This window comes from Herbiconiux sp. SALV-R1 (genome assembly GCF_013113715.1).
Classification (GTDB): Bacteria; Actinomycetota; Actinomycetes; order Actinomycetales; family Microbacteriaceae; genus Herbiconiux.
Genome location: NZ_CP053344.1, coordinates 2,850,508 through 2,871,603 on the forward strand (window position 1 = coordinate 2,850,508; position 21,096 = coordinate 2,871,603).

At 63.7% G+C, this 21,096-nt stretch carries 12 protein-coding genes; 6 read left to right on the plus strand and 6 right to left on the minus strand.

Going from position 1 to position 21,096, the window contains the following annotated elements:
• Window positions 1-4: 4 nt before the first annotated feature.
• Window positions 5-3,202 (minus strand): hypothetical protein, encoded by a 3,198-nt coding sequence (locus HL652_RS21510; RefSeq protein ID WP_216603896.1) that lies wholly within the window; start codon window positions 3,200-3,202, stop codon window positions 5-7.
• On the opposite strand from HL652_RS21510, the gene HL652_RS13725 reads away from it, so the two are divergent.
• The 4 genes from HL652_RS13725 (at window position 3,084) to HL652_RS13740 (ending at window position 10,796) form a co-directional block, all read left to right on the plus strand.
• The gene (locus HL652_RS13725) at window positions 3,084-6,683 is read left to right on the plus strand and encodes a right-handed parallel beta-helix repeat-containing protein (protein ID WP_171705839.1); all 3,600 of its coding nucleotides are present in this window, start codon (window positions 3,084-3,086) and stop codon (window positions 6,681-6,683) included. The two genes, HL652_RS21510 and HL652_RS13725, sit on opposite strands and share 119 nt — an antisense overlap.
• 78 nt (window positions 6,684-6,761) lie before the next feature.
• Window positions 6,762-8,120 carry an O-antigen ligase family protein gene (locus HL652_RS13730; protein ID WP_171705840.1) on the plus strand — a complete coding sequence of 453 codons (1,359 nt, stop codon included), beginning with the start codon at window positions 6,762-6,764 and terminating at the stop codon, window positions 8,118-8,120.
• A 13-nt stretch (window positions 8,121-8,133) separates the two neighbouring features.
• Window positions 8,134-9,612 (plus strand): glycosyltransferase, encoded by a 1,479-nt coding sequence (locus HL652_RS13735; protein WP_171705841.1) that lies wholly within the window; start codon window positions 8,134-8,136, stop codon window positions 9,610-9,612.
• Complete coding sequence (locus tag HL652_RS13740) at window positions 9,609-10,796, plus strand: oligosaccharide flippase family protein (protein ID WP_171705842.1); 1,188 nt, start codon at window positions 9,609-9,611, stop codon at window positions 10,794-10,796. Before HL652_RS13735 ends, HL652_RS13740 begins: the two co-directional genes overlap by 4 nt.
• 18 nt (window positions 10,797-10,814) lie before the next feature.
• Here the strand turns inward: HL652_RS13740 and HL652_RS13745 are convergent, their stop codons facing one another.
• The 3 genes from HL652_RS13745 to HL652_RS13755 are packed head-to-tail and all read right to left on the minus strand — an operon-like array spanning window position 10,815 to window position 14,052.
• Window positions 10,815-11,888: a glycosyltransferase gene (locus tag HL652_RS13745; protein WP_171705843.1), complete on the minus strand. Its 1,074-nt coding sequence runs from the start codon at window positions 11,886-11,888 to the stop codon at window positions 10,815-10,817.
• A complete protein-coding gene (locus HL652_RS13750; protein WP_171705844.1) occupies window positions 11,885-13,072 on the minus strand; it encodes a glycosyltransferase in 1,188 nt (395 codons plus the stop codon). The genes HL652_RS13745 and HL652_RS13750 overlap by 4 nt, the downstream gene beginning before the upstream one ends.
• Before the next feature lie 44 nt (window positions 13,073-13,116).
• Window positions 13,117-14,052, minus strand: a complete 936-nt coding sequence (locus tag HL652_RS13755; protein WP_171705845.1) for a hypothetical protein — start codon at window positions 14,050-14,052, stop codon at window positions 13,117-13,119.
• Window positions 14,053-14,110: 58 nt separating this feature from the next.
• Here HL652_RS13755 and HL652_RS13760 point away from each other — a divergent pair, with 58 nt between their 5' ends.
• Together HL652_RS13760 and HL652_RS13765 are read left to right on the plus strand one after the other, a co-directional pair.
• Complete coding sequence (locus tag HL652_RS13760; RefSeq protein ID WP_171705846.1) at window positions 14,111-14,407, plus strand: PqqD family protein; 297 nt, start codon at window positions 14,111-14,113, stop codon at window positions 14,405-14,407.
• Between the two features lie 1,498 nt (window positions 14,408-15,905).
• Window positions 15,906-17,324 carry a tyrosine-protein kinase domain-containing protein gene (locus HL652_RS13765; protein ID WP_171705847.1) on the plus strand — a complete coding sequence of 473 codons (1,419 nt, stop codon included), beginning with the start codon at window positions 15,906-15,908 and terminating at the stop codon, window positions 17,322-17,324.
• A gap of 1,488 nt (window positions 17,325-18,812) precedes the next feature.
• On the opposite strand, the gene HL652_RS13770 is transcribed toward HL652_RS13765, so the two are convergent.
• Both HL652_RS13770 and HL652_RS13775 read right to left on the minus strand, forming a co-directional pair.
• The gene (locus HL652_RS13770) at window positions 18,813-20,288 is read right to left on the minus strand and encodes a sugar transferase (RefSeq protein ID WP_171705848.1); all 1,476 of its coding nucleotides are present in this window, start codon (window positions 20,286-20,288) and stop codon (window positions 18,813-18,815) included.
• Window positions 20,289-20,351: 63 nt separating this feature from the next.
• Window positions 20,352-20,960, minus strand: a complete 609-nt coding sequence (locus HL652_RS13775; protein WP_171705849.1) for an arsenate reductase/protein-tyrosine-phosphatase family protein — start codon at window positions 20,958-20,960, stop codon at window positions 20,352-20,354.
• Between the last annotated feature and the right edge of the window lie 136 nt (window positions 20,961-21,096).

Below are 21,096 nucleotides of genomic sequence, written 5' to 3' on the forward strand. Positions count from 1 at the left end.
CGCTCTAGGGTCGTTGCCGGTACCGGTGCCGGGAGAAGACGCCCGCGGCGACCAGCACCCCACCGACGGCGAGGAACGGGAGCACTGGTACGCCGGTCTGAGGCAACGCGCCGGTGCCGCCGCCCGTCGACAGCGGCGCGGGGGTCGGCCCCGCGGTCCCGGTCGGGACGGAATCGGGTGCGGCGGTGGGGGTCGCAGTGGGTACCGGCGTCGGGGAGGGCCTCGGGGTCGAAGTCGGGGTCGGCGCGGGGGTCACGGTCGGCGTGGGTATCGGGGTCGGCGTGGGTGTCGGGGTCGGTGTCGGGGTCGGTGTGGGAGTCGGGGTCGGCGTGGGCGTCACGGTCGGTGTGGGAGTCGGGGTCGGCGTGGGCGTCACGGTCGGTGTGGGAGTCGGGGTCGGCGTGGGCGTCACGGTCGGTGTGGGAGTCGGGGTCGGCGTGGGCGTCACGGTCGGTGTGGGAGTCGGGGTCGGCGTGGGCGTCACGGTCGGTGTGGGAGTCGGGGTCGGTGCAACCGCTGCCGCTGGAATGCTGACGAGCAGTTTGGCCGTGTACCTCTGTCCGTCGTCAGCGGTGATCCGGGCCCGGTACCCGGTGTCCGCCGAGCCGAACGTGATCCGTCCGTCTTCGACCTGCACGAAAGGGGGCGTGGAGTACTCCCCCTCGGTCTCGACGGTCCACGTGACGAAGCGCGTCAGATCCACCGGAGTGCGCACGCCGTTGAGCCAGACGGTGCCTAGGGCGGAGATCGAGCTGCTCTCGCCCTGCACCGGCTTCGCCGCAGCGAGCGCGAGCCGCTCGTCGAAGACGGCCGCCTGCGTCGCGGAGACGTATCTCTCCGGCGTCGCCGTTCCGCGTTCGTTCTTCGCCTCGATCGCGAGGGACAGGTCTCCAAACGACGCGAGAGCACCCTCCACCGCGTAGACCTGGAAAGGCCCCTCGTCGTCGTGCGGGACGAGTTCGAGACCGGCAGGCAGATCGGCGGTCAGCTGCGCCTCGGGTGTACCGAAGACGTAGACCGGGTAGGAGAGGTCGACGTACTGTTTGGGCTGAGGCAGCGATGAGGTGATGATCGAGACGACGGGAGGTTCGGCGCCCTCGTCGGGGAGCTCGGAGACGTTGACCGGAATCACCTCGGTCTCAAGCCGCGGTTCATTCTCCGTTCCGCTATACACGGTGATCGTGTAGTCACCCGCTTCGGTCGGGGTGCCTCCGAGGGTGATGACCCTCCGAAAGAGCCCATCGTTGGCCGGCAACGCTCGGATCTGCGAGGTCAGTTCCATTCCGGGCGGAATGGTCGACCGGTCCACCGCAAGCGCCGGGCTGAACACCGAGGCCGCCACCAGCTGAAGTTCAGACGGCATGCCGACAAAGACAGACGCAGACTCCGGCGTCACCGTCGGCGCACCTGACCCGACAAGAGTGTCGAGCCGGGTCGAGACCGTGGATGCCGCGAACTCATCGGTCGCCTCGTGCGTTCCGGTAACCGAGATCAGGGCACCCACGTCATCGGGCGCAAGGGTGTACGTCTCCGCGGTGGCTCCGGCGATCGGCTCGCCGTCCTTGAACCACTGGTACTCCCAGACCCACTCCCACCGCGGGGAGTACAAGGCTTCGACCTCGGCCTCCTCGCCGGGAACCCAGTCCTTCGGATCGATCGCGAGTCGGGCTCCGAAAACCGCCCCGGGAACATACTGCTCACGGAGGGCAGCGGTCGCTCCGTCTGCGTCGCACCCGAGGTCGAGCGCGAACAACCGGCCTGCCGAGGTGATCGCATACAGTTCGGCGGGATTCTGACGAGACCGACGACTGTCGATGGGGAACCCCGCCAGGTCGACAAGCGAATCCCCGGCCGGTATGCCGTTCACCCGGGCCACCGAGAACGGCTCCGGCAGGTCGCAGCGCCCGCCCACCCAGACCTGCCCATTGGTATCCACCGCTGCAGTGACCCCGATGTTCGAGGTCGAAGGCGCGGCTCCGAGCACGAGCTCCTCGAAGGCGCCCGAGCGCTCCGACAGCGTGAACGTCCGTCCGTCGGTCGTGAGCACGGAGAGCTGACTGTCTCGGCTGGTCGGGTACGACGGCAGATACCTGAGTTCTGCGGCGGCCGGTCCGCCGGGGAGTGGGAGCGCCATGGCCGGGCCGTCCGGCTCGGCCGGAGCGGTTCCAGTCGGATTCCAGCCGTCGGTGTAGCGCCAGGTATAGATCGCGCCCGACCGGGTCGCGGCGTACGCCTCTCCGCCGCCGGCGACCTCCACGACGGGATCGTCGGCCGGCACTCCCTCGACGACGACCGGCCCGGTGAAGATGGCGTACGTCAATCCCTCGGTCTTGAAGACCCACGACCAAGAGAGCACGGCTCCGGATTCCGTGACACCCAGCACGACGCCGCCTGCACTCGAGATCGAGACGAGCGGGCCGGTCTCCGCGGTGTCGTAGGGAACGCGGGTCGGCGACTCCCAACGCTGCGAGGGATATTGCGGGCCGGACCATTCCTCGCAGTTGGGAGCCCCCCAGGCCCAGAGGGTCCCGTCTCCGCCGAGCGCCGCCGACGACTCGGATCCGGCCGCGATCTCGATGATCGTCTGACCCTCGTCGAGATCGAAATCGACCTCCTGCGGAGAGTACTCGGTGGGAATGCTCGTGTAGCAGCTGCCCCGATCCTGAGTCAGCCCGTTCACGAACACGCGGGAGTCGTCCGTCAAAGCGAGCGAGTGCTGACTGCCCGACACGACCTGAGTGAAGACGAGGTCGGCCTCCGGTGCCACGGCCGACGCAGCCGGCGCAGCGGACAGCGACATCCCCGCCAGTGCGGTCGCTGCCAGAACGGCACCCAGAACCTTGGTGATCATGCTGCGCCCCCCGCACGTCGTCTGAATGTGATTGTCACAGCAAGCGGCCGGATGCGCCAGCTCGGCGAGCCTGCCCGACGCGACCCTGCTAGGGTTGATAGCGTTCACGGTTCGGCAATTGGGAGTCGAACACGGCGAGGGGTCGCCAGGTGTGGGCATACGAATTGGGTGACGTATGTACGTTCGACGTACTTGGAATTGGGTCAGTGCAGTAGCCGTCTTGGGTTTGGCGGTGGGCGCACTGGTCGCGACGGCTGCTTCGCCTGCCTCGGCGGCGGAGGCCTCAGGGCCCGGCACGTACGAGAACGACAGCCCGGCCATCGAGTACTTCGGCACATGGTCGACCGTCACCTCGATCCGAGACAGCGGCGGCAGCCACAACAACAGCAATGCGCCTACGGCGACCGCCAGCTTCACCTTCTCCGGGCCGAGCGTTCAATGGCTGAGCCGCAAGACGGCAGCGGGCGGCATCAATGAAGTCTACGTCGACGATGCGCTCGTGCAGACGGTGGACCGCTACGACCCCGTCGGCGCCTTCCAGCAGGTCATGTACCGGGCCGACGACCTGGGCCCGGGCACCCACACCATCGTCGTGAAGGCGACCGGCACGAAGAACAGCGCCGCCACTGGCTCGACGACGACGATCGACGCGTTCATCGTGCCCGAGCCCGCGCTGACCACCGGCCTCACCGGCCTGCCCTCCGCGACCGGTCCCTCGCTCTCCTGGAACGCCACCCCCTCGGCCGATGGCTACCGGGTGTATCGCTCCGAGGGCGGAGGCGAGCCGGTGCTCCTGACGGAGCCGCCGGTAGCCGAACCATCCTTCGTCGACACCACAGCCTCTCCGGCGACCGCGTACAACTACACCGTCCGCTCGATCGTCGGAGACCTTGAGGGGCCCGACTCCGACGCCGTGACGGTCGCCTCCGCCGCAGGTCCGGGCGTCTACGAGAACGATCACCCCGCGATCAGGTATTCGGGCACGTGGAGCACGCCGACATCCTCCAACGACAGCGGCGGTTCCTTCGCCTCGAGCAATTCTCCGACGGCGAGCGCCTCTTTCTCCTTCACCGGATCAAGCATCGCCTGGACCTCACGGCTGACCGGGGCCTCCGGAATCAACGACGTCTACCTCGACGGCACGAAGGTCGACACCGTCGATCGGTATAGCGCCACCGGCAAGTACCAGCAGACCGTCTTCACGAACGACGAACTGACCGACGACATGCACACCATCACGATCATGGCGACGGGCACCAAGAACCCGGACGCGACAGGGTCGCAGACCATCATCGACACCTTCGTCGTGCCCGACACCCGGATCGTCACGGGCCTGACCGCAGCACCGGCCGAGGGATCGGTGTCGCTGGAATGGCATCCCGTGCCCGGCGCCACCGGCTACAACATCTACCGGCAGCCCTCCGGAGCAGCCGACCGATCGGCGCCGGGCGTCATCAACGGGTCTCCGGTCGGCGATGTGCGCTACCTGGACGGCGCGGTCGAGGCCGGCTCGGTGTACACCTACTCGGTCGCCGCCATCATCGACGGCTCCGAGGCCCCCGCCGGAATGACGGCTCAGGTTGCCGCCGCTGCCGGAGTGGGCACCTACGAGAACACTCACTCCGCCATCACGTACTCCGGCACCTGGACGACTGCGTCATCCAGCAACGACAGCGGCGGCTCGTACGCCACGTCGAACTCGCCGACGGCGACGGCGTCGTTCACCTTCACGGGCACCGCGATCCAGTGGATCTCGCGCAAGACCGGGGCCTCCGGCATCAACGACGTCTACCTCGACGGTACGAAGGTCGCGAGCATCGACCGTTACAGCGCGACCGGAAAGTTCCAGCAGGTGGTCTATCAGAACACCTCGCTGACCGCCGGCACGCACACGATCACGATCAAGGCCACGGGCAAGAAGAACGCCTCGGCCAACGGCTCGATGACCATCCTCGACGCCTTCGTGGTGCCGGACACCCGGATCGTGAAGTCCCTCGAGGGCAAAGCCACGACCTCGGGGATCTCCCTCACCTGGGAAGCCGTGAGCAACGCGGCCGGCTACAACGTCTACCGCTCGAGCAACGGCACCGCGTCGACCCCGGTGAACTCCGCGGCGGTGACCGCCGCGAAGTTCACCGACACCGGCGTCACGGCCGGCATCGCCTACACCTACAAGGTGCGCGCAATCGTGAACGGCAGTGAAGGGCCGGCTTCTGACCCGGTCACCGTGACGACGGCGGCAGGGCCCGGCACCTACGAGAACGACCACCAGGCCATCCGGTACACCGGCACCTGGACGACGCCGACCTCGTCGAACGACAGCGGGGGTTCGTACGCCACGAGCAACTCGCCCGCGGCGACGGCCTCGTTCACCTTCACGGGCACGAGCATCGTCTGGACCTCGCGTAGGACAGGCGCCTCCGGCATCAACGACGTGTACATCGATGGCACGAAGGTGGCGAGCATCGACCGCTACAGCGCCACCGGCCAGTACAAGGTCGAGGTCTATCGCAACACCTCGCTGTCAGCCGGTGTGCACACGATAATGATCAAAGGGACGGGAACGAAGAACTCGGCGGCCAACGGCTCATCCACAATCGTGGACTCTTTCCGGGTGCCGAAGCCGGAGGCACCCGCGAAGTTATCGGGCGTACGAGCGGCGGCGGTCGACAACGGGGTGACTGTGTCATGGAAATCGAGCGGCGACGCCGATGTAACCGGCTACAAGGTCTATCGCGGCACAGCGACCAGTGGGGAACTCTCGCTGATCGCGACCGTTCCGGCGAGCGAGACCGAGTTCATCAACGTCGACGTCAAGGGCACAAAGACCTACCGCTACTACGTTCGAGCAGTCGACTATATCGGTCGCCTCTCCCCCACGTGGACCTCGGCTTCGGTCCGGGTCTCGGCCTACGCCGGTTACGACTATCTCGGCTATGACGATTGTCCCGCTGCGACCGTCACGGCCACCTCGACGACAACATTGAAGGCGGCGCTCGCGGCGGCCGAGCCGGGCGACGTCATCCGGCTGCGGGCGGGAACGTACAACAACCGCTTCGAGATCTCGGCGAAAGCTCCGGCCAACAATCCGATATGGATCTGCGGCAGCCCGCAGGCGATCCTGAAGGGCTACGGCATAACGGGCGGTAACGGCTTCGAGATCAAGGACTCCACAAACATCATTCTCTCGGGTATGACCGTTACCGAGAGCCTCAAGGCGGTCATGGTCACCCGGAGCAGCCATATCACCGTCTCCGATGTCACCGTGCACACCGTCGGTCAGGAGGGCATTCACCTGAGGCAGAACACCACCGACTCGATCGTCGCCGGCAACAACGTGAGCAAGACAGGTCTAGTCGCCCCTGAGTACGGCGAGGGCATCTACATCGGGCTACACCCCGACAATTGGTGCTCGCAGAACGATTGCGAGCCCGATGAGTCGGATCGCAACGCGATCGTCGACAACACTGTCTTCGATACCGCAGCCGAGGCAGTGGATGCCAAGGAGGGCTCGTCGGACGGCTGGATCATGGGCAACACTGTCGATGCTTCGGGAACTACAGCTACCTCTCGATGGATCGTCATCCGAGGCAACGGCTGGTTCGTCGCAGATAACAAGGGAACCGGACGAAACCTCACCGACGGCATCCTGGTCGACGCCCCACCACTGCCCGGCTACGGCACGGGCAACGTGATTGTTCGCAATACGGCGACGATGAATTCCGACGGCTACGCGGTGCGAGTCAACAAACAGGGAAACATCGTCGGATGTGCGACGAATACCTTCTCCGGTAGTGCCAGGGCACTCACCAACGTGACCTGCCAGAAGTGATGACGGCGGACTGGAATGAGAGCTGCCGCAACCATGCCGGTAGTCTTGCTGCATGAGTGACGAGCGATCGGGCGAGACGTGCTGAGTTCCGCAGTCGCGGTACTCGGAGGAGGCGGCGGTTCGGCCGGACTGATTCTGATCGCCGTGGTGGTCGGAGGGGCCGCTCTCATCATGCTGATGGCCATCCCCATTCACACCCTGCCGGCCATCGCGTTCGTCGTGATGGTACTCGCACCCGACCGGCTCCTCTTCGTGAGCGCACTCGAGCTTTTCCCCCCTGAAGCAATCATTATGGCGATCTGGGCGGCGCGTAAGATCGTCGAGTTCTCCCTCAAACGAAATACGGAAAGCACGCAACGCGGACGTGGACTGCTTGTCGTGACCCTTCTGCTTTCGATCGTCTGGTTCGTGATCGTCATGCTGAGCAACAATCCGTCCCGGTCAGTGGTCTGGATGATCGGATTTATCCTCCTCATCGCGGTGCCGACCCTGATCGTTGAGAAGACTCGCGAGGTCGCGCTATTGGTGCGGGTGTGGCCATGGACGGGGGCAATTGTCGCCGCTTATGCCTGCGTGCAGGTGCTACTCCAGTCCAACCCGATCTACGACCTTCTCTACGGCGTTCTCGGCCTTCCTCCAATCCAGCACTGGTCCGTTTACCGGGCGGACGCATCGCTGGCCCACCCGCTCACTGCGGGAATGTTCTTTGCCATGACTTTCGCGTTCTGCGTCGGTCAATGGCTGAATACGAACCGGCGCGTCTTCGCCCTGCTGGCGCTCGTCAACGGGCTCGGTGTCATCTCGACCGTCTCCCGCGGGTCGTACGTCGCCGCCGGCATCGGTGTGGCCGTCGTGCTTGTTTTCGCCTTCCTGGCCGGCCGTCGCTTCGGACGCGGCCGCGTCATCCTCGTGCTGGCGGCTTTCGCAGTCTTTGCGTTCTTCGCGGTTCGTTCCGACGCCTTCGTCGAAAGGTCGAACAGCGTGGACGGGCTCGGCTCAGCTTCGTCCCGTGAGGATCTCTGGACCATCACCGAGGCGACGGCGAATGCCTACGGCTGGCTGGGATCCGGCCCCGGCACCTCAGAAGGCTCGTCTCTGCCCTTCAACTGGAAGGGGCTCCCCATTGAGAACTCCTACTTCCAGCTGATCATCAGCGTGGGTATCCCCGGGGTCATAGCCCTGGGATTGTTCATACTCGCGGCTTATCGCATCGCCCTTTTGAACCGGAATCTGCCCGCGGTAGGCGGGCTGTCGGCCATTCTGGTCGCCATAGCGGGTTACGCGGCGATCGACGGGCCGAGGACAGCGCTCGGCCTCCTCGCCTTCATGCTAATGATCGCAACGACAACTCTGACGCCGATAAACAGCGCCGTGCCCCCACCACCGAGTGCTGCCACGCGAGGCTCCCTGTACGCACCCAAATCCACCAAACTCTGATCGAGGGAGCCCTTTGACACAGGAAAGCCCTGTCTCAACCGCCGTATCCTGCATCATTCCGACGCACGGCCGACCCGAATACCTGGCCGAAGCGGTTCGATCCGTCTTGGCTCAGCAGTCACTCCCGGGCGAGGTAATCATCGTCTCCGACGATGACAACGGTGCGACCGCCGCCGTCATCGAGGATCTAGCCAGGTTTGCGACAGTGCCGGTGATCTTCGTCCGGCGCACCACGGGCGCGCCCGGCGCATCCGCCTCTCGGAACCTCGGCGCTCGCACGGCCACGGGCAGCCTTCTCGCCTTCCTCGACGACGACGACCTGTGGGAGCCCGGATACCTCACGCTCGCGCTGAAGCGCCTGGCGGAGCGTGCGACCGATGCCGTGGTGACGTCGTTCTACCGCTTCACAGATTCGGAGCGTTCCGGGGAGACCCGGCCCCCGGAGGCTCTGACTCCGCGTGATGCGTTCATCAAGAGCCCAGGAGTCACTGGAAGTACACTCCTGATCAGCCGTGAGGCCTTCGAGAACCTCGGCGGGTACGACGACTCACTGCCCGTCATGAACGACACCGACTTCTTCCTGCGTTTTCTTCTCGCCGAGCGCAGCTACGCCGTCTGCGACGAGCTGCTCGTCGGAGTACGCAAGCACGGCGACGGTCAGCTGACCGACAACTCCCCCCGCCGTGTCGCCGGCGGCTGGGTGTTCCTTGCCAAGCACCGGGGCTCGTTCGATCGGGGCGCCGCCCGACCTCGCCTCTACTGGCAGTACCGCATGCTATGGCGCATCCCTGGCGCGGGCCCCGTCAGCAAGGCCAGAGCTTTGCTGGGAATGGCTTGGTATCACTCCGCCTCGATGGATGCTCCGACCGGTTCCACCACCTCCCGAATCCGCAATCGGGCCGATCTCCATGAGTTCTTCGCCGCAGATCTGGTTGCCCAGAACGCGTCGGGGATGAGTCGTCTAAGGCAGCGCACCAAGCCAACGATCAGATTCTTGAGGGCTCTCCGGGTCGCCGAATATTATCGCCGGCCCGGAGCATCCGGCCTGAGCCGCGTGCTGCGCGTCGTGGCCAATCGGCGTCTCAGTCGTCTGGCCGTGCTCACCGGCATCTCCATTCCTCCCGGAGCATTCGGCAAAGGCCTCGGCCTCCCGCATTACGGGAGCATCGTGGTGCACACGAAGGCGCGCTTCGGTGACTGGTGCTGCATCCAGAACAACGTGAACATCGGAGTCAGCGCAGGTGGCATACCCCGCGGCGGAGACTTCATCTACATCGCGCCGGGAGCCGTCATCTACGGAGACATTACTATCGGTTCACGGTCGGTCATCGGCGCGAACTCCGTGGTGGGCCGGGATGTCGAGCCGGGGACGACCTGGGCAGGCGCGCCTGCGCGCAAGATCTCCGACACCGACTCGACGAACCAGATGGTGGCCGGCGTGGCTGCCCTCATGCGTGCGGCCGACCAAGAGATTGCGGACCAGGCCCGATGAAGCAGCAGTTTCTCTTCATCTTGATCTCTCGGGGCCTCGCCAGCGTTCTGAATGCGCTCGCATTCGTTTGGCTCGGGCGCCTCGTGGGCGTAGAGCTGGTCGGTGTGCTCGGCATCGTCACCAGCGTCACCTCATTCGTTTTCCTCATCGCCGACTTCGGGATGGCGACGTTCATCTCGCGGGAACGAGCTCGGGGAAACGAAGACCTGGTCATTGGCGCGCTCCGGTTCAATACCACGTCGACCATTGCCTTCGGCTTTTTGCTGACGATCGCCCTCGCCGTCTTCGCGCTTCTCGGCGTGGTTCCCTACGCCGTGATTCTTCTGGGGCTGGCGGCCGCCCTGGAGAAGAACACTGAAACCACCCTGAGCGTACCGATTGCGGACAAGAAAAAATTCGTACCGGCGTTCAACGTGCTGCTTCGTCGCGCCCTAGCACTCGTCGCCTTCGGCGCCGCCGTACTCGTCGGCATCGACGCCGTGCTGGCCTTCTGTTTCGGCACCGCCGCAGCGGCCCTCGCCGGGCAGATCCAGATCAGGAGCTGGATGCGCGGCAAGGTGTCGCACGAGACCCCTTTCACGGCGGGGCAGCTGAAAGACGTCGCACAGCGAGCCTGGCCGTTCTGGATCAGCAATGTCACAGCCGGCGCACGACAGCTGGACATACCGATCGTCGGACTCTTCGCATCCGCCTACTCGGCCGGTCTGTACTCGGCGTCGTCCAAAATCATGAACCCCTTCCGCCTCATTCCTTCGACGCTCACTTCACTAGTAGTACCCCACGTGGCTCGCCAGAGCTCCACGACCGCGCGGCGTACCGCCCTCAAGCTCACAGCACTGTTCATGGCGACACTGATTGTCCTTATCCCGGCGTCGTTTCTTAGTGAGACGCTCGTGGTGTTTCTGATGGGACCCGAGTTCGCCGGCGGAGGCACCATCTTCGCTCTGATGCTGGTGGGACTGCCGTTCGTAGCTCTGGCTCCGCCACTCGGATCTGTCCTGCAGAGTCAGGGCCAGGAGAGGTTCGTCGGCTTCAACGGGACGGTCTTCGCCGTACTGACAATTGTTCTCGTAGCCCTCGGGGCGATCGTCGCCGGAGGCGAGGGGGCAGCAGCAGGATTGGCCGTGTCGTACCTGCTGAAGTGCGTCTCGCTGCATGTGCGCATCCTCCGCGTGCTGAAGTAGTCCGCGCGGCCGCGCGGACTACTTCAGGGAGTCGACGAGACGGAGTAGGAGCTCGACGCTGTTCTCGGCCGAGAACTCGTGGAGCCACCCCTCCGGGGCCGCTCTGGGTAGTTCTACGGCGCGGCGGACCGCGTCGACATACTCGTCGACCGAGTCGGCGCGCGCAAAGTAACCGGTCACGCCGGGCACGATCGCGTCGGCGCTTCCGAAGGCCGTCGAGCCGACAACGGAAGGCACCCCGCGGGCGGCCGCCTCGGGCAGGACGTTGCCGAACCCCTCGACCGCAGAGGGCAGTAGAACGACACCGTTCGCGGGGATGTGATCGAACCAGTTCTCGATGCGGCCCATCAGCTCGATCGGGTAGTCGCGTTCGACGGCACCGACCGTGTCGGAGAGCTCCCCCACCCCGAAGTACTGCACAGAGACGTCGACGTCGGCGGCGAGCCGGTCGGCGATCTCGATCGCGAGAAGAGGGCGTTTCTTCGCTACCACCCGAGCCGGCACGACCAGCGTGACCGATCCCTTGACCGGCGCCGGATCGGCGGGCAGTTCGATGCCTGACTTCGCGATGGCCGGGTTCGGGATGACCCAGACCCGCTCACGCTTCAGACGGGCGGCGTACTGGAAGACCGCGCCCACCGGATGGGAGATCGCGATGAACGCGTCGGCCTTGGAGTAGAGCCGGCGGTACGCAGTATCGCGCACGAACACGTGGAGGGCGCTGTGGTGCGCTTCGGCGAACGGGATGTTGCGCTCGCTGATCACCACCTTCGGGCGCTGCCGGCGCGGCAGAGAGCGAACGACCGAGAGCAGCTGGAAATTGGCTCTCGTCATCATGCCGATCGCCACGTCGGGCTTGGTGCTCGACAGATAATCGCGCAGGGCCTTCATCTCACCGGCACGACCTGCTCCGGCGCTCGCCAAAGGCTTGATGCTGACACCGTCGATCGTCGGCTCGCCCTCGCGTGACCGCAGCAGCACGACTTCGACGCGGTCGCCGCGAGCGGCAACCTCCTGCGCCCACATCTTGGTGACGAACTCTGCGCCACCGCCCACCAGGGAGGGGAGCACGAAGACGATCGTGCGGCTCACCGCAATTCCTCCATCGCGGGCGTCTCGCGGCCCAGAACGAAGGGCACGAGGATTGTGGCCTTGAGCAGCTCGACGGAGGCGATCGCATCAGCCGATGCGACGTCGTTGACGCGACGCACCGCATCCGCCGTGCTGGCCGGCGTGCGCTCGGCGATACGCGTGCCGTTGACACCCTCGACCACGAGCCCGTTCGGTTCCCCACCCGCCGTGGTGACGACGGGCAGCCCACAGGCGAGCGACTCGACCACCGCCCGCGGGAAGCCCTCGTGGTGCGAGGTCATCAGCAGCGCCGAGTGGCGGCGGAGGTAGTCGGAGACGCTCCGCTTCTCGACCGGACCCACCACATCGATCCGGTCTGAGATGCCCAGCTCCGAGGCGAGGTCCTTGGTTTTCTGCAGGAGCGACCCGCCGCCGAGCATGGTCAGCGTGTAGTCGGGGCCGGCTTCACTCAGGGCGCGGACGGCGAGAAGGGGATCCTTCGTCTCCTCGAACCGTCCCACCCAGAGCAGGTCGGTGCGCTTGCTTTCGGCACTCGATTCGGCTGGGTAGAAGTACTCGTCGTCATACCAGGTCGGCGAGAACCGCACCGTGTCACCCCACTGGCTGAGGCGCTTCGCCGCAGCACTGTTGAAGATGACGACATCAGAGCACTCGCGAACCGCGCGCTTCTCGAGAAAGCGGAACAGACCGGTGAACTTCTTGAAGTACGACTCGTTGCCCAGCTTGATGCTGTCGTCGCCGTCGTTGTGGATGAACTGCACGTGATTCGGCTTGCGGAAGAAACGCCGTACCGCGAACCCCGTGGTTATGCGGTGGGTCTGCAGAGTGTCGGGTTTGATCTTCTTGCGGTACTTCCAGACCCCCCAGACGAGCTGGGCGATGTGCGGCACCCTGGGGCGCATGACGGTGTTGTCGGCGCGGTAGACGGGCAGGAACTGCACGCTGCGGCCGTCGAGCATCTCGGTTCGCCACTCGCCGATGATTGCGTCGCCAACCGCGTCCACTCCCACGATGAAGAGGTCCATGTCGTCGGGCCGATACTTGATCAGACCCCGGATGCAGGTGTCGACGCCCCCGGGCTTCGACCTCCGTGGGTCGATCGGCTCGATCAGCACGCGATTCTCATTCACGAGACAGTCTCCATTCTTGGCTTCGTGATGGAGATCCCGGCCGTCTCCGACCATCCCCGTCGGTCGTCGACAGGCAACATCCTACCGGCCCACCGTCGTCAACGTCGTTGGCCCCGACCCGTGATCATGCGCAAGACATCCCCGGCCCCAGTGACGATCCGACGCGCACGATCGCGGAAGAGCGCCCAGGTCGAGTCCGGCATGGAGGGATGCTCCTGCATGTAGAGGTCGCGCGGCGGCCAGATAACGAGAGCAAGTTCCTTCGGCCACAGGTACCACGGCACGTCTTCGAGGTAGGTTAGCCACTGGCCGGCTCGCGACGAGCCAGTTCCCCTCCAGCGCCACGCCCGCAGGCGCTTCGGCGACACCGGTAGGCCGCTAACCCGTGGAGCAGCGAGGGACTCCAGCAAGGGGCCAAGCGTCTGCGTGCTTCCCGTTGCCGCTGCGACGCGGGCCAGGGAATCGATGACCTCCACCCGGCCGCGCAGACGGTCACTCAGGTAGGCGAGTTCGCTGATGTTGCGAGGATTGTCGGGTTTACGGAGCGAGTGCAGACCGAGGATGGCGGAGCTGCCCACCTCGTCGGCGGCAACGACATCAACGCCCGCGATTGATAGCTCGGTGCGTCGGCGCCAGAGCTCCTCGAACACGACGTCGTCATCGGCGAGAAAACCGGGGAAGCGCACATGCACGTCGATGTCGCAGGGCCAGTCGTCGTGGATGAGGGTCAGCGAGTGCACACTGATCTTCTTATAGACCCACACCGGTCCGCGTTCATGCCAGCCTGCCGAGGCGAGTTCCGTGAGCAGGTCGGCGAATCGCGAGCTTTCGACAAGGACGTCGACATCAGCATAAATGCGCGGGGCACGGATGCCGTGAAGCTCGGCAACAACCCCCTTAATTACAAGTAGCCTAATGTCAAGGCGACGGGCACGCGAGCTTACTAACGCAGCCGCCAGCGGAACCGCGGCCGCGCTCGATAAGGCGGCAGCAGCTAGCCCGCCTCCTTGCCGCGCGGCGTCGTCCGAGCTCATGGGGCAAGGCTATCGCACCCAAAATCTGCCACATCCGATGCCCTGCTAACCTTGCCGCATGGCAGCGGATCTCCCCTCGAGCGATTCTGCCGTGTGGTGCCGGAGGTCCGATATCGCGTTCGTGGAAGAAGCCAGCGGGGTGGTTGTGCTGCCGCTGTCTGCTGGCAATCCTGTGCCGCTGAGTTTGGAGAACTCTGCATGGGAAATTTGGAAATGCATCGATGGGGTTAGTCCGCTGAGAGATATCCTGCGCGACCTTGCACATTTGTACGGCACCAGCACTGCTGCTCTTCAGCCCCAAGTGACCGGATTTCTGGTCGACTTAGAACGTCGGGGCCTCGTTAGGCGGCTCTAACAATTTCCAATGGGCGGACGAGCTTCAGTACGTCAGAGTGTTGGACTTTAGGCAAGTCGCTGCCTCTGCACCATACCGGCGCCGGGCTACGACCGCTTCGCCTCAGCGGGCCGACGCCTCAGCGCGGCCGGGAACGCGAGGAGCGAGGAGCCGTGCGACTGCGCAGCAGCTTTGACAGGGAGCGAAAGACTGATCTCTACCGGCTTCCGGCCCACACTCGTGTTGCGACGAGGCGCCATTCCGGTGTCGAACCGCGCTTCAGGCTTTCGCGTCTCCATGGTGCGGGACCTTCCGCCGCGAAGCACATCGGTAAGGTCAGTTCCCCTCACGCCGGCACTGCTACGGGATCGCTCCTGCGTCATTCTGTTCGTCATTGGCAGATCGAACCGATGCGCACTGGACGCCGAATTTAGTGATTCTTCTCTCCGCGGCAAACTCAGAAGCAGGGATTCGGCCATCGGCCGCTTCCGCGACTTCGCCGTCGCCCTTTCCGCTAAGAGAGCCGAGATATCGAGAGCGTGCGGCGTGGCATGATCGCGCCGGCCGTTGCCGCTCGCCACTGATAAATTCTCCCGGCGTTCTGTATGGCTGATCGACCACCGTAGCCGAGCCGTCCTCCATCGAGAAACGACAAAGGAGGAAATCGCGGCCAGGACCACGAGACCGGCTGCAGATCCACCGAGGACCAGCGGCATAAGGTCACGAGCCGCGCCACTGGATGGCGGGTAAAATGGAGCGAATATATCTACAGCTGGAATCGGGGTGGGGCTCGGCGTCGGCGTGATAGTCGGGGTCGGGGCGACAGGAATGACTACTTCCTCTTCCTGCTCCGAGTCGTCGACGAACCCATCGTCCACGAATTCATCCGGGTCTTCGACTACGGGCGGCGCAGGCTCCTCCACTGGCGGAACTTCCGGCTGTGGATCCGTGGTTGGGACCGGCTCGGGTTGGGGTTCGGTAGTCGGTTCCGGCTCCGGCTCCGGTTCCGGTTCCGGCACCGTCGTCGGCTCCGGCTCAGGCTGGGGATCAGGGTCCGTGACCACCGGCGGGAGCGGGATTGGCTCAATAGGGATGCCTGGCGGCTCGACTGACGAGAGAGAGATGGCGCTTGCGAAAGGTTGCGCAATAAACTCGCCATCGCTGCTGTCGGTGTTCGCGTAGGCGGGAACCGGTGGGACGGCACCGAGCGCTATCGCCCCCGCGGCTACTGCAATAAAGCAAAGCGCTAGCACAGCCTTCATTTAGCCCCCGTAGAAGAAACGTCCGCGTCATTCTACGCGCGGTCTAGGGATCAGAGCCTACAAGAGACGGGCGAGAGAACGGCGCTTTTCGTCGTTAGATCACGACGCACGAGGGTGGTAGTCGATCGCAGGGCATGACGTTTGATTCGAGCCAGCCTGATGAGTATGAAACAATCAGCCTGGGGGTACCGGCTCAGCGCCCTTGGCGAAGCCGAGTCGTTCCGCCAAACCCGGTCGGCAACGAGAGGCATTCAAGCGTGACGCTACAAGACTACATTCGCGTTCTCCGCAAGGGCTGGGTCCTGATAGTCGTTGGGCTCCTGCTTGGAATCGCGTTGGGGTCCGCACTTGCTATCATCGCCACCCCCAAGTATCAGTCGCAGACCAAGATCTTTGTTTCGGTTCAGACCACAGATTCGACTAGCACGGGCGAGCTGGTGCAGGGCAACAGCTACGCGCAGCAGAAGGTGCAGTCGTACTTGGCCGTGGTGACCAGCCCCTCCGTTCTCGACCCCGTCATCGACGAACTCGGCCTCGATACCACAGCTGCATCACTTGAGAATCAGATCTCCGCATCCTCAACTACCGGAACGGTAATCATTTCCATAACGGCAACCGATCCAGATCCTCAGCAGGCAGCGAACATCGCCAACGCTACGGCTAATAGTTTCCAGAACGTCGTGGTGGACGAACTGGAAAGACCGTCTGATGGCGGCCCCAGCCTGGTAAAGGTGCAGACAATTCAGCCTGCAGAGCCGTCGTCGCAACCGTCGAGCCCCAATCTTGCGCTGAACATCGGCATTGGCGCCGTTCTGGGTTTGATCATCGGAGTGGGCGGAGCGGTCCTGCGATCCACACTGGACACGCGGGTGCACGGTCGCCATGACATCGAAGCACTGACAGATGTGCCAATCTTGGGCGGCACCACGTACGACGCGGAGTCGACTAAGCACCCGCTCATCGTTCACACCGACCCTCGCAACCCGCGCGCTGAGTCCTTCCGGGGGCTGCGCACGAATTTACGGTTTGTGAACGTTGACCAAGATAACCGTGCGTTTGTGGTCACTTCATCCATTCCGGGCGAAGGAAAGAGCACTACCACGGCGAATCTGGCGCTCGCCCTCGCCGAGACCGGCGCTCGTGTGGTCCTCGTTGACGCAGATCTTCGCCTCCCGAAGCTTGCCGAGTACATGGGGCTTGAAGGAGCAGTGGGCCTCACCGACGTCTTGATCGGTCGAGCGGCGCTGGCGGACGTCCTTCAGCGATGGGGCAATAAAGACCTCTTTGTACTCCCAGCTGGCCAGGTGCCTCCCAACCCGAGTGAGCTACTCGGGTCCGAGGCGATGGTGGGTCTGCTAGCGGCCCTCAACGAGCAGGTCGATTACGTGCTGCTCGACTCTCCTCCGTTGCTGCCCGTAACGGATGCTGCGGTGCTGAGCAACCTTACGGCGGGCGCGATCGTTGTTGCCGCTGCCGGCAAAGTCAAGAAAACGGAGGTGGTTGGCGCAATCCGCAACTTGAATCAGACCAATAGCAAGGTCATTGGCATTGTGCTCACGATGCTTCCGAGCAAGGGTCCGGATGCCTATGGCGGAACCGAATATAGCTACTACGGAGGAAGCCATGAGCCGGCCGAGGTGATGCCGAAGTCTCGCCCCCGTCGCGGCCGTAAATAGTGGTGCCCTTCGTGACCTCGCATCGACGAATCGGACGTCGAAGTGGCAAAAAGCACTAACCCGAACTCGGCGCGGACTATGAGGCGCGTGCTGGCCGCCATCGCTATCGGATCGTTTCTCGTTGTCGATGCTGTCTTGATAGTGACTGCCGCGTCCGTCGGATCAGACACTCCGGCCTCCTCTGTTGCTCCGTTTGGCGGGCCCACGCGTTCTCCGGTTCCCTCGGCAAACGCTGACGGCTTACAGACCCCGCTCAAACCCGCGACCCGGTTGATTACGGTTTTCGACGACCAGTCGGCGTGGCGCGCATCCGTCGCAGGCTGCCCGCGAGCGGACGTCCTGGTCGAGCACTCCGTCGACGGAGGCGGAAGTTGGGATGGCTTTGATCTCGGGACTGCAGGTGGATTGTCTTCGCCCTTATCGCTCGAGTCAACCGCCGATCCCTCAACAGTATTCATGATCGCCCGCGACAAGACCGACTGCCGCGCGACATGGGTGGGGACAACGGACGGTGGGGCAGCCTGGGCCGCCTACCCCGATAGGACGGCTACGGCCTGGTTCATCGAGCCAACTAACAACGCCGCCGTGAACACACCTGCGGGAATCAGAACGTCGCCTTGCGCACAGGCTGTCAGTTTGGCTTCACGCAATGATTCATCAGCTGCGGTGCTTTGCTCCGATGGTTCAATTCATACGACTACCGACGTCGGCGCGACATGGACTCAAGGGCCGTCTGTGGCTCGAGCCGAGGCAATCGGCGCGGGTCTGGATGGCTATCTGATTGCTGGAAGGTCTGATGAAGCAGCATGCACGGGTGTGTTCATCTCGGGAATCGACGAACAGCCTGGAGGGCCCGCGAGTCCGGTGTCGACTTGTGTTGAAACTGGTAATAGCAGCACCGAGATTGCGCTATCAGGTAAGGGGTCGGTGATTTGGCTGTGGGCCGGAGCAACTGTACTTCGCTCGACAGACAGTGGCGCGACCTGGGGCTGATTTTCATCGCGAAAGTGGGAAGCGAGACGCGCCTATCACGTAGCCCGGTTGTCAGGACTTGGGTGGGTCGGATTCGGCAAACACCTTTCGCTTCCCAATGACGACCCCCCATTCATCCCTCCTTTGGGCCCGTTCGCGTTCGGCCCGCATCCTCGACGAATACATGCACCGCAGCCACATATGCTGACGGCCGACTTGGATATAAATGAATCGCTGGTGGACCTGACCGGCGATGATCATTAGACGTTGCTACTCGCGGGACGAGACTTCGTCTCCAAGATCTCGCTTGCCGACGTCCTCGCGAAATCGAACGGTCGCACCGCGCACGAAGAGACTCCTGTCGACCATTTCCCCTTAGCGAGATGCGCGGCCGCGGTGTCGTGACTGAATCCATTGGGCGCGAGCAGTTTCCGCGCGTTCGAGCTGTTGGGGGAGGCAGCTCCAGCTACATTCGGCGACGCTTCCTTACACGGAGGACGACCTGGGTCAGTACAACTAGTACGCGCCGCTACTGGCAAACACTGCCCGAACCGTGCGGAGCAGAATAATGAAGTCACCTACCATCGACCAGTTTTCTACGTAATAAAGATCCAGGCGAACCGAGTCCTCCCATGAGAGGTCGGAACGACCACTGACTTGCCATAGGCCCGTGATGCCGGGCTTCATCAGGAACCGTCGGTGTACGTGCGACTCATACAGGTCGACCTCCCGCTGTAGCGGCGGCCGTGGCCCAATCAACGACATGTCACCCCGCAGAACGTTGAATAGTTGCGGCAGCTCATCGAGGCTGAACTTTCGGAGCACACGGCCTACGGCCGTCACGCGCGGATCGTCCTTCATTTTGAAAAGCACCGCGTTGCCTTCGGTGCGATTCGAGTGCTCAAGGTCTTTGATGAGAGCGTCCGCGTCGGTCACCATGGAACGAAACTTCAACATACGGAACGGTGACCCGTTTAGGCCGACGCGTTCTTGTTTGAACAGCACGGGCCCCGGGGTGCTAAGTCTCACGACCACAGCGATGGTTAGGAGGACTGGCGCCGACAAGACGATCAACAGCGCCGAGGCCACGATGTCGAAAATGCGCTTTTGATAACGTTTGAACCCTTCGTAGCGGGGTGTTTCGACGTGGATGAGAGGCAACCCGGCCACCGGTCTGGTGTGGATGCGGGGCCCCCCGATATCCGTCAGACTAGGTGCCACAACGAGATGCTGCCGGCCTGGCTCAAGAGACCAGCTGAGCTCCCGAATTTTGTCAGGCGATAGTTCGTCAGAGCTAGTGATCACGATGGTGTCGGCGCCCGTTGCCTCTATGGCAAAACCCACTCGGTCGACGCTGCCCGCGACCGGGATGTTCGTTCCAGGAATGTAGTCGGCGACACGACCGCTCGGCACACATGCTCCCACCACGTGGTACCCGGCTTGGGGGTGCCGGGCCAGTTCCGTTGCAGTGTGGAGGACTGACACTTCCGATCCGACAAGTAGCACCTGGGCTGAGTACTCCCCACGCGCCCGTCGCCGATTCAACCATTGCCGCCAGCCCCATCTCGCCGCCAGAAGTGCGAGGGTTCCGAGTGGAAGGGCCACGATGAAGTAGCCACGACTGAAGTCGATCTTGAGAAGGAACGCCACAATTGCGAGTACTCCGAAGATACGCAGGCTGGCATCAACCACCGACCTGTACTCTGCGGTCCCGGTCCCAACGAGTCGATCACTGCGAGAGCCATAGATCCCGAGGATTGCGGTCCAACAGACTGTGAGAATGACAGAAACGACCGTGTAACTAATGGCGAGGAAGTCCAGGTTACCGCGGAAAGCAACTCCGTCCGCCGAGGCACCGAACCACAGCACTTGAGTCGCGGTCACCGCAATGGCGATGACAACGAAGTCTGTTAATGCCAATCGCCTGCTGTAGGCCAACCGCCAGTCATGCTCGGCCACCACTGTCTCAGGCCGACGAGTCTCAGCCGTCATCACAAGCTCCCCCTAAGCGCTTCACCAATGCCACAAACCGTTGATTCTCAGGCGAGAGCCTCATCACTTCACGAGGGCACCCGCGGGATTTGCAATGAGACGCAAGGCACGAACGACCTGCGCCACGGCGGGGGCGATCTCTGCACCCGATTGCTGGTATGTAGCCTCATCGCGCCGATAGGGGTCGATGACGTCGTCATCATCGGCTAACGCGGGAGGCCCGATCACGGCTTTCTGCGCCATCAACCGCTGTAAGACCCCATCCAGTCGATCTCGGAGGGAATCGCCCACGGCCGCGGCGCGGATCTCATCGTCGGGAAGCGTCTCCGCCAGCCGCGCGAATTCCCGAATGGTGAAGGCTCTCCGAATTTTCGACGGGGCGAGCTGCACGGCTTGACTGCGATGCGACCGCGACAGAGCAAGAACTAGGTCAGTTTCGTCAACGATGGGCTCAGTGAGGTAGCGAGCTTGGTGGGAACCAGGATCCACGCCGAACTGATGCGCGAGCGCCTGGGCCGGTTCCGGCATAGGGTCGCCGTCGCGCGCCACCGTCCCAGCGCTAGACACCGAGATCCCAGGAATGTCCTGCACGCCTTCGGCGATCATCAGCTCGGCGAGAGGAGAGCGGCAGATGTTCCCGGAACAAACCGTGAGCACTCGAATCTGATCCATGCTGTTCGCTCCCAACCACATTGGTTCGTCGACGAGATTCTACGTGACGCGACAGCAAGCAACTGACGTCGATAACCACCAGATCGCCCCGGCCCGTAGAATAAGGCGAATCGCACGGTACTCCGCGCGTGTCATG

Coding starts and splice junctions, on each gene's coding strand:
- HL652_RS13740 (WP_171705842.1), top strand. CDS start 9,609: ATGAAGCAGCAGTTTCTCTTCATCTTGATCTCTCGGGGCCTCGCCAGC.
- HL652_RS13750 (WP_171705844.1), bottom strand. CDS start 13,072: ATGGTCGGAGACGGCCGGGATCTCCATCACGAAGCCAAGAATGGAGAC.
- HL652_RS13755 (WP_171705845.1), bottom strand. CDS start 14,052: ATGAGCTCGGACGACGCCGCGCGGCAAGGAGGCGGGCTAGCTGCTGCC.
- HL652_RS13760 (WP_171705846.1), top strand. CDS start 14,111: ATGGCAGCGGATCTCCCCTCGAGCGATTCTGCCGTGTGGTGCCGGAGG.
- HL652_RS13770 (WP_171705848.1), bottom strand. CDS start 20,288: ATGACGGCTGAGACTCGTCGGCCTGAGACAGTGGTGGCCGAGCATGAC.
- HL652_RS13775 (WP_171705849.1), bottom strand. CDS start 20,960: ATGGATCAGATTCGAGTGCTCACGGTTTGTTCCGGGAACATCTGCCGC.